Here is a 13753-nt window from a genome sequence, read left to right on the forward strand (position 1 = left end):
GGAACAGTGTCAATGCCCAAAATGCGCAACAACCTGTTGTTTCAGTGAAAAATGGCCGGAGTTGGGCGTTTTTGGGGTTGAACTCGTTTGAAACCAACCTGTTATCTCGTGTATGTATGATGCTTTGACTGGTTTGTTGCATATTGGGTATTCCGGCGCATGGCAAAATCAACCATTGCTTATGGAGTTGCGTTGCATTCAGTCGCTTACTGTGCATGCCTCGTATCGGAGTGTTGTATGCGGAATTGGCGTTGCCGGTGGGGCGTCTTCGGGGTGACGATGGGATTTGCGCACAGCGCCCTGCCTCTGATACGCAGGGAATGATTCTTGTAAGGGGTTGGACCGAAGGCGGATGACCCGCCATGTTTCGATCCACAGAGGTGACGATGCTCAAGATACTTGCGCGTATGGGCCTAGCGCTCCTCTTCGCGGCGGCGTGCTCCGGCGCGTGGGCCTCCTCCGACGGGGCCGCGGGCGCGCGCGGAAACATTCTCTATCTCAATTCCTATCACGACGGATACTCGTGGTCGGACGATATTCTCGACGGTCTGCGCGGTGCGCTGGCCGGACACCGTGACGTCGATCTCCAGATCGAGTACATGGACTTCAAGCGGTACGAGGGTGAACTCGTGTCGTCCATTCTTGGCGATCTCTACCGCAAAAAATTCCGGAATCGTCGGTTCGACGTCATCGTCGTTTCGGACAACAACGCCTTCGACTTCATCCTCGACAATGGGGAGGCGCTCTTTCCCGGCGTGCCGGTGGTGTTCTGCGGGGTGAATGACTACCACCCCGACCGCATCAAGGGACGGCGCGTAACTGGGGTGGTGGAGAACTTCGACGCCGAGGCCACGCTACGGCTGGCCCTGCGTCTGCACCCTAAAAAGAGCAGACTGGTCATCATCGGCGACGAGTCGGTCACTGGCGTGGCCATCCGCAATCAGATACTCGCCGCGACGCCGCGCTTCGCGGATAGGATGGATGTGCGGTACTGGTCGCGCTTCGACATCGACGAACTGCGCTCACGAGTGCGCGAGACACCGTCGGACACCTTCTATTTTTTCATTCCGTTCTATCAGAAGATAAAGGGACGCTTCTATTCGGCCTCGGAGGTGCTGGAGGTTGTGGCCGCCAATTCGGACGCCCCCATCTATTCGAGTTGGGAATTCCTGCTCGGGCACGGCATCGTGGGCGGCAAGCTCATTTCCGGACGCGAGCACGGGCGTATGGCCGCGCAGATGGCCCTGCGCGTGCTGGGTGGCGAGGCTGTGGAGAATATCCCGTTGCACGAGGCCACCGGCGGGCGCTACGAATTCGATTACAATGAATTGAAGCGTCTTGGCATCCGCGAGGGGAACCTGCCCTCGGGCAGCTTCATCCTCAACGCGCCGCGCGCCTTCTACGAGGTGGATCGCGGCCTGTTCTGGACGATCATGGTCAGCTTCTTCCTGCTCATGCTCATCACGCTCTTCCTCGTGCGCAACATCGCGCGAAGGCGCACGGCGGAGATGGAGATGGAGAAGCAGTTGTCGTTTCAGGAAATCCTCATGGACACCATCCCCATGCTGGTGACGTGGAAGGGCAGCGATCAGCGCTATCTTGGCGCGAACCGGTACTTCGCGGAATTCTTCGGGCTGTCCTCTCCGGGGAGCCTCATCGGGCACGCGGAGTCGGGCATTCCGGTGCTTGACGACTTCCTGCGTTGGGCCGAACCGCTGGACCGGCGCGTGATTCGTGATGAAAGCCCCATCCGTCGCCTGCGGCGCAGTGTGGTCAACGCGCGTGGCGAGGCGCGTATGCTCGAAGTGAACAAGGTGCCGCTGCTCGACGAGAAGGGGAACGTGATGGGCACGCTGTCCACCTGCGAGGACGTGACCAAGGAATCGAGCCTCGAAAAGCAGTTGCTCCAGTCGCAGAAGATGGAGGCCATCGGCACGCTGGCCGGTGGCATTGCCCACGACTTCAACAACATCCTGACGTCCATCATCAATTCGACGGAACTCGCCTTGCTCGACGTCGCGCCGGATACGCCAGCCGGAATAGACCTCGAACGCGTGCTCAAGGCCGCACAACGCGGTAGCGGGCTGGTCAAGAAGATACTCACCTTCAGCCGTCCCTCGCAGGAGGGCTTCCAGTACGTGAAGATCGAGGACGTGGTGCGCGACGCCGTGGGCCTTCTTTCGGCCTCGCTGCCGCGCAATATCAAGGTCTCCACCCATATCGGCGTCGATCTCGGCACCTGTCTGGCTGACCCTACGCAGATTCATCAGGTGATCATGAATCTGTGCACCAACGCCTTCCACGCCCTGCGCGCTGAGGGCGGGCGCATCGAGATAAGTCTCGAAGTGGAGGAGCTGGACGCCGAGGGCGCGGAACTGCACAACCTGCCGCGCGGCAGCTACGTTTCGCTCTCCGTGGCGGACAATGGACCGGGTATTCCCACGGACATTCTGGACAAGATATTCGACCCCTTCTTCACCACCAAGGGCAAGGCCGAGGGCACCGGACTCGGGCTTGCCGTGGTGCTCGGCATCGTCAAGGTCCACAAGGGCGGCATCGAGGTGTCCAGCGCGCCGGGCCTGCGCACGGCCTTCACCATCCGCCTGCCGCGGGCCGACGGCGCGGACGCGGAGCGCACCCTTGATGCGGAGCAGGCGCGGCCCGGACGCGGGCGCATCCTCTTCGTGGAGGACGACGAGGACCAGTTGGCCACCATTCCCCGCGTGCTGGAGATGCTCGGCTACGCAGTCGTCGCCGCCTGTGACGCCGACGCGGCGATGGAGTTGCTCGGTGCGGACACGCAGGGAATCGACCTCGTCATCACCGACTACGATATGCCGGGACACAACGGCGTGCAATTGGCGCGGATGATCGGCGGCGTGGCCCCGCATCTGCCCATCATCATGGTCTCCGGCCGGGAGCTGGCCATGGCCGCAGCCGAGGACGAGGCCAACATCGTGCGGGTCGTGCTCAAACCATACGACAGGAACATCCTGTCCGAAGCCATAAGGGATGTGCTGCGTGACAATGCTCAATGATCAGAACATATTCGGCAGGATTCTCGTGGTGGACGACGATCCCGAGGTCCGTGGCACCATGGAGAGCCTGCTGCGGCGGATGCTGTTGCACTGCGAGTGTGCGGCCACGCTGGGTGAGGGACTGCGCGCCATGCGCGAGGGCAGTTTCGACGTGGTCTTTCTCGATGTTCGCCTGCCGGACGGCAACGGACTGGAGGCGCTGGCCGAGATCAAGGCCATCCCCGACGCGCCCGAGGTCATCATCCTCACCGGGCAGGGCGATCCCGACGGCGCTGAATTGGCCATTCAGGGTGGCGTGTGGGACTACCTCGTCAAGCCCACGCCCATCAAGCAGACCATGCTCAGCGTGCAGCGCGCGCTCAAGTATCATGAGGAGAAGAAGGCCGAGGCCCCGGTGGTGGCCCTGAATCTCGACAGGGTCATCGGCCATGCGCCGGGCATGCACGCCGTGTTCGACCTCATCGCGCAGGCGGCGCGGTCCGTGTCGTCCACGCTCATCACCGGCGAGACGGGCACCGGCAAGGAACTCACCGCGCGCACCATCCACGAGAACGGTCCGCGCAAGGACGGGCGCTTTGTGGTGGTGGACTGCGCCTCGCTCACTGAGACGCTTGTTGAGAGCACACTGTTCGGCCACCGCAAGGGCGCGTTCACCGGCGCGGACAAGGACCGTACCGGACTGGTCCGGATGGCCGACGGCGGCACGCTGTTCCTCGACGAGGTGGGCGAGATGCCCATGTCGCTCCAGAAGTCCTTCCTGCGCGTGTTGCAGGAAAAGCGCTTTCGGCCCGTGGGCGACACGCGCGAGGAGCAGAGTGATTTTCGGCTCATCGCCGCCACCAACAAGGATCTGGAGGCCATGGTCCGCGAGGGGCGCTTCCGCGAGGATCTGCTCTTCCGGCTCAAGACCATTACCATCGAGTTGCCGCCCCTGCGCAGCCGTCCGGAGGACATCCGGCCGCTGGCCATGTACCACGTGACGAACCTCTGCGAGGAGTACTGCCTGCCGGTGAAGGGGTTCGGCTCGGACTTCTTCGAGGTGCTCGGGGCCTATTCGTGGCCGGGCAACGTGCGCGAGCTGTTCAACGTGCTGGAGCGCGCCTTCGTGGCCTCCGGGCAGGAGAAGACGCTCTATGCCATGCACCTGCCGCACGACATCCGCATCAAGGTGGCCAAGGCCAGCCTCGGCGGGAAGGGCGGTCCCTGCCGCGAGACGCCCCGTCCCGGACTGGAGGCGACGCACGTTCCCGCCGTGGACGCGAAGAGCGGCTCGCCGTTCGCCGGGCTGGATGCGCTGTTCGTCGGGCCGCTGCCCAACCTTCGCGACTTCAAGACCATCATGGAGAAGCGCTACCTCGAATACCTGATGGAGCGCTACGATGGCGACCTCGCCAGCATCCTCAAGGTGTCCGGATTGTCGCGCTCCCATTACTACGCGCTGCTCAAGAAGACGGGCATCGCCTCGCGGCAGGGATGAGCGGAGGTCCGCTTTTTCGGACGGATGGACCACTGTCCGGAAAAGCGGACGGCATTCGCCGTTCCCGGTGCGCGTCGTCCGTCCACCCGTCTATTTTGCCACTCGGCTGATTTTGAGTGGACAATGATTTCATGAAATGGAAGGTAGAGAATGAACGTGGTAGAAGCTTGCTGATTGAGCGAATAAACGGCCTTCGCCGATTCCTGTCCGGAAAAACAGACCTCCGGGGCTATGCCGACGGGGTTGGCGGGGATGTCATTCTTGCAATGCCCCGTATTCGCTTGGAAATTTTGCAAAGCTGTTTCTGGCACGGTTCTTGTTGGACTTGGGCGCTTTTCCCACACGTCCTCGGTTCCCGTGCCCAATGCGACGGAAACCGTTCATAAATCTTAAGGAGAGGATTTATGTCTAAACACATGAAGACCATGGACGGCAACACGGCCACGGCACACATCGCCTACGCCCTGTCTGACTGCGCCGCCATCTACCCCATCACCCCGTCGTCCAACATGGGCGAAGTGGCTGATGAGTGGGCCGCCCAGGGCCGCAAGAACATCTTCGGCCAGACCGTGAACGTGCGGCAGATGCAGTCCGAGGCCGGCGCGGCCGGTGCGGTGCATGGCTCCCTCGCCGCTGGCGCGCTGACCACCACGTTCACCGCCTCGCAGGGCCTGCTGCTCATGATTCCCAACATGTACAAGATTTCCGGCGAGCTGCTGCCCGGCGTGTTCCATGTCTCCGCACGCGCCATCGCCGCGCACGCGCTGTCCATCTTCGGCGACCATCAGGACGTCATGGCCTGCCGCCAGACGGGCTTCGCCATGCTGTCCTCCGCTTCCGTGCAGGAAGCCATGGACCTCGCGCTGGTCGCGCACCTGACCGCCATCGAGGCCAGCGTGCCCTTCATGCACTACTTCGACGGCTTCCGCACCTCCCACGAGATTCAGAAGATCGAGGTCATCGAGTACGAGGACATCGCGAAGGTCGTGAACTGGGACGCCATCGAGGCCTTCCGCCAGCGCGGCGCGAACCCCGAGCATCCCGAGATTCGCGGCACCGCCCAGAATCCCGACATCTACTTCCAGGGACGCGAGGCTGCCAACCCGTACTACAACGAGCTGGCTTCCCTCACCGTCGAGAACATGAAGAAGGTCGAGTCCATCACTGGCCGCCGCTACCGCCTGTTCGACTACGTCGGACATCCCGAGGCCGAGCGTGTCGTCGTGGCCATGGGCTCCGCCTGCGAGGCCATCGAGGAGGTCATCAACCACCTGCTGGCCAAGGGCGAGCGCGTCGGCCTGATCAAGGTCCGCCTGTTCCGCCCGTGGTCCACCGAGGCCATGCTCTCCGTGCTACCCGCCACGGCGACCACCATTACCGTGCTCGACCGCACCAAGGAACCCGGCGCGCTGGGCGATCCGCTCTATCAGGACGTGTGCACCACCTTCATGGAGCGCGGCGAGATGCCCACCATCATCGCTGGCCGCTACGGCCTCGGCTCCAAGGAATTCACCCCCGCCATGATCAAGGCCGTCTTCGACAACATGAAGGTGGCCCAGCCCAAGAACAAGTTCACCGTGGGCATCGAGGACGACGTCACGCACACCTCCCTTGAGCTGCGTGCCGATCTCGACACCACCCCCGCGGGCACCGTGCAGTGCAAGTTCTGGGGCCTCGGCTCCGATGGCACCGTCGGCGCGAACAAGAGCGCCATCAAGATCATCGGCGACAACACCGACCTCTACGCGCAGGGATACTTCGCCTACGACTCCAAGAAGTCCGGCGGCATCACCATTTCCCATCTGCGCTTCGGCTCCTCGCCCATCCAGTCCACCTACCTCATCAACGCCGCGGACTACATCGCGTGCCACAACCCGGCCTACGTCCACCAGTACGACCTGCTGGACGGCATCAAGGACGGCGGCACCTTCGTGCTGAACTGCCCGTGGACCGTGGAGGAGATGGAGAAGGAGCTGCCCGCTTCCCTCAAGCGCACCATCGCCGAGAAGAAGCTCAAGTTCTACACCGTGGACGGCGTGAAGATCGCCGGCGAGGTCGGCCTTGGCGGACGCATCAACATGGTCATGCAGACCGCGTTCTTCAAGCTCTCCAAGGTTATTCCCTTCGAGCAGGCCGTGGCGCTGCTCAAGGACGCCATCACCAAGACCTACGGCAAGAAGGGCGAGAAGATCGTCAATATGAACCATCAGGCCGTTGACCGTGGCATCGACGCCATCGTCGAGGTCAAGGTTCCCGAGTCCTGGCTTGAGGCTTCCGACGAGTGTTGCTGCGGCTGCGGCCACGACGCCCCCGAGTTCATCACCGACGTGGTGCGGCCCATCCTCGCTCAGAAGGGCGACGATCTGCCCGTGTCCGCCTTCGAGCCCGATGGCCTGTTCCCGGTGTCCACCGCCGCCTACGAGAAGCGCGGCGTGGCCATCAACGTGCCCGAGTGGATTCCCGAGAACTGCATCCAGTGCAACCAGTGCGCCTTCGTGTGTCCCCATGCCGCCATCAGGCCCTTCGTGGCCACCGAGGGCGAGCTTGAGGGCGCTCCCGAGACCTTCGTCACCGTCGACGTGAAGGGTGCCAAGGAGCTGAAGGACATGAAGTACCGCATGCAGGTCTACGCGCAGGATTGCCTGGGCTGCGGCAACTGTGCGGACATCTGCCCCGCCAAGGAGAAGGCGCTGGTCATGAAGCCGCTGGGCACCCAGATCGAGGCGCAGGTGGCCAATCTTACCTTTGCCGAGGCCTCCATCAGCGACAAGAGCGACCTGCTCGCCAAGCGCGACAGCGTGAAGAACTCCCAGTTCTTCCAGCCGCTGCTTGAGTTCTCCGGCGCATGCGCTGGCTGCGGCGAAACCCCGTACGTGAAGGTGCTTACCCAGCTCTTCGGCGAGCGGATGATCATCTCCAACGCCACGGGCTGCTCCTCCATCTGGGGCGCGTCCGCTCCCACTACGCCGTACTGCACCAACCGCAACGGTCAGGGCCCGACCTGGGGTAACTCCCTGTTCGAGGACGCGGCCGAGTTCGGTTACGGCATGGCCCTTGGCGTGACCCAGCGCCGCAACAAGCTGTGCGACCTCATGCGCGAGGCCATCGAGTCCGACATCCCGGATGCGCTCAAGGAAGCCATGCAGAACTGGCTGGACAACAAGGACGACGCTGAGAAGTCCAGAGTCTACGGCGACGCCGTGCGCAACATGCTGTGCGAGGCTTCGCCGAGCCCCGTGCTGAGCGACATCTTCGCCATGGAAGACCTTTTCACCAAGAAGTCCGTGTGGATCTTCGGCGGTGACGGATGGGCTTACGACATCGGCTACGGCGGCGTGGATCACGTGCTGGCCTCCGGCGAGGATATCAACATCCTCGTCATGGACACCGAGGTCTACTCCAACACCGGCGGCCAGTCCTCCAAGGCCACGCCGCTCGGCTCCATCGCCAAGTTCGCGGCCTCCGGCAAGAAGACCGGCAAGAAGGATCTCGGCCGCATGGCCATGACCTACGGCTACGTCTACGTGGCCTCCGTGGCCATGGGCGCCAACAAGCAGCAGATGATGAAGGCCTTCCAGGAGGCCGAGGCCTACAAGGGCCCCTCGCTCGTCATCTGCTACGCCCCCTGCATCAATCAGGGCATCCGCAAGGGTATGGGCAAGTCGCAGTACGAGCAGGAGCTGGCCGTCAAGTCCGGCTACTGGCCGCTGTTCCGCTTCAACCCCGAGCTGGCCGATGAGGGCAAGAACCCCTTCATCCTCGAATCCAAGGACCCCGACGGCTCGCTTCAGGAGTTCCTCTCCGGCGAGAACCGCTACGGTCTGCTCGAACGCACCTTCCCCGAGGAATCCAAGAAGCTGCGTGCCGAGATCGAGACCCAGTACCTGCACCGCTTCGAGCACTTCAAGGCGCTTGCGTCTCTTGAAGGCCCCACGGTCATCGGACCCGAGGGCGTCACGCTCAAGGGCGGCGAAGCTGGCGAGCAGTGCGCGGTGTCCGACACCGCCGAGCATGCCCGCGCCAAGGGCGGCGAACCCTGCGACGACGGTCGCGAAGGGAAGTAGCCCCTACTGGTTCATTCGAACGCTTGAAACGGGGCGCGGCGACACGCCGCGCCCCGTCTTTTTTTGTGGAGTTGACAGGAGCGGCGGTGCGCCTTGCGAAGCGCCCGTGCGCAGATTCCGGCGGCAAAGCGTGCCTGCGCCGTACGGGAACAGGGAAGAGGGGTGTCCACCACAGCGGGATACCGTGTTGAGGAGACTGGGACGTTGCGTCAGCAAGCATTGTCCCGCAACGGTCGATGGTTGTCCGCAATGGCGAACACGTCCGTTTTTCCGGACCGGAGAGTGTCGTCCAGTTTGTCGGACGCGCTTTCAAAACCCGGAAAATCGCGGTATCATCGGCATGAATCCTCATTCGACGGATCTTGCCTACTCACTTCTCCTCCTCCAAATCGACTCTCGCAATGGATAATGTCTTTTATTTCGGCATGTTGTACTCGCAGCGTGGCCGGAGTCCGTTTTCCCGGACCGGTTCCGATAGCCCCGGAGCCGAAGAAGGGGAGGGCGTGAAGACAATATCCCGGAATAATGGAAGAAGTCGCAACATGTAGAAGTTGGCACGCAACTTGTTCTTGGAAAAAACGGATTATCGTTCAACCTCTAACTCGCTTTCCAAGGAGCCTTTCTATGTCCATTGGAGTCCTGGCCCTTGTCGCCGTTCTACCCATCGTGCTGGCCCTCGTGCTGATGGTCGGCATGCGCTGGCCCGCCACCAAGGCCATGCCCGTCGCGTGGCTTGTCACCGCGCTCGGCGCTGTGCTTGCGTGGCAGCTTCCCGCAGGATACGTCGCGGCCCTTACCGTTCAGGGTTTCGTGACCGCCATCGGCATCCTGATCATCGTTTTCGGAGCCATCCTGATCCTCTACACGCTGCAGTACAGCGGCGGCATGGAGACGATCCAGTGTGGCTTCCAGGGAATCTCCCGTGACCGCCGCGTGCAGGCCATCATCATTGGCTACATGTTCGCGGCCTTCATCGAAGGCGCAGCCGGCTTCGGTACGCCCGCCGCACTGGCCGCACCGCTGCTTCTGAGCCTCGGCTTCCCGCCGCTGGCCGCAGCCGTGATGTGCCTCGTCTTCAACTCCTTCCCTGTGACCTTCGGCGCCGTCGGCACCCCCGTGGTGCTCGGCCTGAAGTTCCTGAAGGACCTCGTCGAGGCTGCGGTGGTCTCCGGCGTGGCCGGGGTGAACTTCACCAGCATGGAGTCCTTCAACCTGCTGGTGGGTCAGTGGGCGACGCTCATGCACCTGCCCATGATCTTTATCCTGCCCATCTTCACCCTCGGTTTCATCACCCGGTTCTTCGGCCCCAACCGTAGCTGGACCGACGGTTTCAAGGCGTGGAAGTTCTGCATTTTCGCGGCAGTGTCCTTCACCATTCCCTACATGATCTTCGCATGGTTTGTCGGTCCCGAGTTCCCGGCCCTCATCGGCGGTCTCGTGGGTATCGGCATTCTGATCTTCGGTGCCAAGAAAGGCTTCTGCGTGCCCGAGGACACCTGGGATTTCGGCCCTCACGACAAGTGGGAGCCTGAGTGGACCGGTTCCATCGCCCCTGACGAGAAGGCCGAGTTCAAGGCCCACATGAGCCAGTTCCGCGCGTGGGTGCCTTACATCCTCATCGGCCTCATCCTCGTGCTGACCCGCATTCCCGAGCTTGGCCTCAAGGGCATTCTGGCCGGACAGAAGGTCTCCTTCACCGATATCCTCGGTTATCAGGGCGTGGACGCCTCCATCGCCTACCTGTACCTGCCGGGCACCATTCCCTTCATGCTCGTGGCCGTGATGACCATCTTCATCCACGGCATGAGCGGCGCAAACGCCAAGCGCGCATGGACCGAGTCCATCGCCAAGATGAAGAACCCCACCATCGCGCTGTTCTTCGCCGTGGCGCTGGTGTCCATCTTCCGCGGTTCCGGCGTGGGCAACGAGCTGCTGAACCCCAATGCGTACCCCTCCATGCCGCTGGCCATGGCCAAGACCGTGGCGGCGATGGTCGGCAACGCGTGGCCCATGTTCGCCTCCTTCGTGGGCGGTCTGGGTGCGTTCATCACCGGCTCCAACACCGTGTCCGACCTGCTGTTTGCCGAATTCCAGTGGGGCGTGGCCACCACCCTCGAACTGCCCCGTCAGATCATCGTTGCCGCGCAGGCCGTCGGCGGCGCCATGGGCAACATGGTCTGCATCCACAATATCGTCGCGGCATGCGCCGTGGTTGGCCTCTCCGGCATGGAAGGCCAGATCCTCAAGAAGACCGTGTGGCCCTTCCTGCTGTACGGCACCGTGGTTGGCATCGTGGCCAGCCTGCTGAGCTTCGTGTTCTTCCCGCACCTGTTCTAGCGGAAGAAGGATCGATCGGAAGCGGATGGCGTGCCACGCGCGCCATGGACTCCGACGGAAAGGAAAATGAGCGGGCCGCGGGCGGCCGCAAGGCCGCCCGCTCCCCGACGCCAAACGTCAGCCCATTTGTTTCTGGAGAGCAAGATGAACGATGCCCTGATCAAGGAATTTGAAGCGATAGTCGGTAAGGAAAATGTGATGCACGCCGAGGCCGACAGACAGGCCTACTCGTACGACGCCGCAGTGCTCGAACCTGTGGTCCCCGACTTGGTTGTGCGCCCGACCACCAGCGAGGCACTCGGCAAGACCGTGCGCCTGTGCAACGAGAACGCGCTGCCCATCACCCCGCGCGGCGCTGGAACCAATCTTTCCGGCGGCACCATTCCCGGCCGCAAGGGAGTGGTGCTGCTGACCAACTCCCTGAACAAGATCATCGAGATCAACGAGCAGGACATGTACGCCGTGGTGCAGCCCGGCGTGGTCACCGCCAAGTTCGCGGCCGAGGTCGCCCGGCGTGGCCTGTTCTATCCGCCGGACCCGGGTTCGCAGGCCGTGTCCACCCTTGGTGGCAACGTGGCCGAGAACGCCGGAGGCCTGCGCGGCCTCAAGTACGGCGTGACTAAGGACTACGTGATGGGCGTGGACTTCTTCGACGTCAACGGCGAACTGGTCAAGGCCGGATCGCGCACCGTGAAGTGCGTCACCGGCTTCAACCTCTCCGCCCTTCAGGTGGCGGGCGAGGGCAGCCTCGGCGTGATCAACGAGATCATCTTCAAGCTCGTTCCTCCGCCGGCGGCCAACAAGGCCATGATGGCCGTGTTCGATTCCATCGACAAGGCCTCCGAGACCGTGGCCGCCATCATCGCCGGTAAGATCGTGCCCTGCACCCTTGAGCTGATGGACAAGAAGACCATCGAACTGGTCGAGGCCTTCACCAAGGCCGGTCTGCCCACCGACGCCGCGGCCATCCTGCTCATCGAGGTGGACGGCCACCCCGCGCAGGTTGCCGACGAGGCCGAGAAGGTCGTCGAGATCGCCAGGCGCATCGGTGCCATCGACGTGCGCGCCGCCAGCTCCGACGCCGAACGCAACAAGATCTGGGAGGCCCGCCGCGCCGCGTTGCCCGCGCTCGCCCGCGCCCGTCCGACCACCGTGCTTGAGGACGCCACCGTCCCGCGCTCGCAGATCCCAACCATGATTCGCGCCATCAACCGCATCGCCGAGAAGTACAACGTGACCATCGGCACCTTCGGCCACGCTGGCGACGGCAATTTGCACCCGACCATCCTCTGCGATCGCCGCGACAAGGAAGAGTTCAAGCGCGTGGAGGACGCGGTGGATGAAATCTTCGAGGTGGCGCTGTCCCTCAAGGGCACGCTGTCCGGAGAGCACGGCATCGGTCTGGCCAAGGCCAAGTGGCTGGAGAAGGAAACCTCCCCCGCGACCATCGCCTACGCCAAGAAGATCAAGGCTGCCATCGATCCCAAGGGCATCCTCAATCCCGGCAAGATCATAGGAGCGTAGCGACATGGCAGACTTGCAGAAACTCGCGACGATGCTTCAGGAGCTGGACGACCAGATGGCCGCCTGCATGAAGTGCGGCATGTGTCAGGGCGTCTGCCCCGTTTTCGCGGAGACCATGGCTGAGGCCGACGTCACCCGCGGCAAGATCGCGCTGCTCGAAAACCTCGCCCACGAGCTGGTCGTCGACGCCGAGGGTGTCAAGGACAAGCTCAACAAGTGTCTGTTGTGCGGCTCGTGCGCGGCCAACTGCCCCTCGGGCGTGCGCATCATGGACATCTTCCTCAAGGCGCGCTGCATCGTGAACGGCTACCTTGGCCTGTCCCCGGCCAAGAAGGCCATCCTGCGCGGCATGCTGACCCGGCCCAAGCTGTTCAATGCCCTGCTCGACACGGCGGGCAAGTTCCAGGGACTGGTCACCTCCAAGGCCGACGAGATCGTGGGCACGTCGTGCTCGCGGCTCATGAGCCCGATCATTGGCGAGCGCCACTTCAAGCCGCTGGCCAAGGAGCCGCTGCACGCGGCGGTGCCGTCGCTCGATACTGCCGTGGGCGCGTCCGGGCTGAAGATTGCCTTCTATCCCGGCTGCGCGGTGGACAAGTTCTTCCCGCAGGTGGGGCACGCGGCGTTCAAGATCTTCAGGCATCACGGCGTGGGCGTGTTCATGCCCGAGGGACAGGCCTGCTGTGGCCTGCCGTCCCTCGCCTCCGGCGACATGGAGTCCTTCCTGCGGCTGGTGGAACTGAACGTGAAGCTCTTCGGCCAGATGCCCTTCGACTATCTGGTCACGCCGTGCGGTTCGTGCACGGCGGCCTTCAAGGAAGTCTGGCCCAAGTTCGCGGCGGAGATGCCCTCCGCCATCCGTCACGCAGCCATGACGCTGGCCGATAAGGCTATCGACATCAACGCGTTCATCGTGGACAAGCTGGGCGTCGAGGTGCCTACGGAAGCCCCCAAGGGTGGCACGCCGCTGACCTACCACGACCCCTGCCATCTGGATAAGTCCCTGCACGTCACGGCGCAGCCGCGTGCCCTGCTCAGATCCAACCCGAACTACGAGTTCCGGGAGATGAGCGAGCACAACCGCTGCTGCGGATGCGGCGGCAGTTTCAACCTCTATCACTACGACGTCTCCAAGAAGATCGGAGAGCGCAAGCGCGAGAACATCGTGGCCAGCGGGGCCAAGGTTGTCGCCACGGGCTGTCCGGCCTGCATGCTGCAGATTAGCGACATGCTTTCGCAGGCGGGTGACGGCATCGCCGTGAAGCACGCCATCGAGATCTACGCGGAGACGCTCGGCTAAACACCGCGACGGG

The 13753-nt window shown here is 63.0% G+C and carries 6 protein-coding genes; all 6 read left to right on the plus strand.

Annotated features, from left to right (window positions below; translation table 11 throughout):
* Positions 1-362: 362 nt before the first annotated feature.
* The 6 genes from GGQ74_RS11200 to GGQ74_RS11225 all read left to right on the plus strand — a co-directional run bounded on the left by GGQ74_RS11200 (position 363) and on the right by GGQ74_RS11225 (position 13740).
* Entirely contained in the window at positions 363-3038 is a 2676-nt protein-coding gene (locus GGQ74_RS11200; protein ID WP_245168232.1) for a hybrid sensor histidine kinase/response regulator, read from the plus strand.
* On the plus strand, positions 3028-4515 hold the full coding sequence (locus GGQ74_RS11205; RefSeq protein ID WP_167941985.1) for a sigma-54-dependent transcriptional regulator: 1488 nt from the start codon (positions 3028-3030) through the stop codon (positions 4513-4515). The genes GGQ74_RS11200 and GGQ74_RS11205 overlap by 11 nt, the downstream gene beginning before the upstream one ends.
* Before the next feature lie 404 nt (positions 4516-4919).
* Positions 4920-8579 carry a pyruvate:ferredoxin (flavodoxin) oxidoreductase gene (gene nifJ / locus GGQ74_RS11210; RefSeq protein WP_167941631.1) on the plus strand — a complete coding sequence of 1220 codons (3660 nt, stop codon included), beginning with the start codon at positions 4920-4922 and terminating at the stop codon, positions 8577-8579.
* Positions 8580-9203: 624 nt separating this feature from the next.
* Positions 9204-10916 (plus strand): L-lactate permease, encoded by a 1713-nt coding sequence (locus GGQ74_RS11215; protein ID WP_167941632.1) that lies wholly within the window; start codon positions 9204-9206, stop codon positions 10914-10916.
* A gap of 144 nt (positions 10917-11060) precedes the next feature.
* Entirely contained in the window at positions 11061-12440 is a 1380-nt protein-coding gene (locus tag GGQ74_RS11220; protein WP_167941633.1) for an FAD-binding oxidoreductase, read from the plus strand.
* A 4-nt stretch (positions 12441-12444) separates the two neighbouring features.
* Positions 12445-13740: a (Fe-S)-binding protein gene (locus tag GGQ74_RS11225; RefSeq protein WP_167941634.1), complete on the plus strand. Its 1296-nt coding sequence runs from the start codon at positions 12445-12447 to the stop codon at positions 13738-13740.
* The last annotated feature ends 13 nt before the right edge of the window (positions 13741-13753 follow it).

This window comes from Desulfobaculum xiamenense, from assembly GCF_011927665.1.
Classification (GTDB): domain Bacteria; phylum Desulfobacterota; class Desulfovibrionia; order Desulfovibrionales; family Desulfovibrionaceae; genus Desulfobaculum; species Desulfobaculum xiamenense.

Coding starts and splice junctions, on each gene's coding strand:
- GGQ74_RS11200 (WP_245168232.1), top strand. CDS start 363: ATGTTTCGATCCACAGAGGTGACGATGCTCAAGATACTTGCGCGTATG.
- GGQ74_RS11205 (WP_167941985.1), top strand. CDS start 3,028: ATGCTCAATGATCAGAACATATTCGGCAGGATTCTCGTGGTGGACGAC.
- nifJ (WP_167941631.1), top strand. CDS start 4,920: ATGTCTAAACACATGAAGACCATGGACGGCAACACGGCCACGGCACAC.
- GGQ74_RS11215 (WP_167941632.1), top strand. CDS start 9,204: ATGTCCATTGGAGTCCTGGCCCTTGTCGCCGTTCTACCCATCGTGCTG.
- GGQ74_RS11220 (WP_167941633.1), top strand. CDS start 11,061: ATGAACGATGCCCTGATCAAGGAATTTGAAGCGATAGTCGGTAAGGAA.
- GGQ74_RS11225 (WP_167941634.1), top strand. CDS start 12,445: ATGGCAGACTTGCAGAAACTCGCGACGATGCTTCAGGAGCTGGACGAC.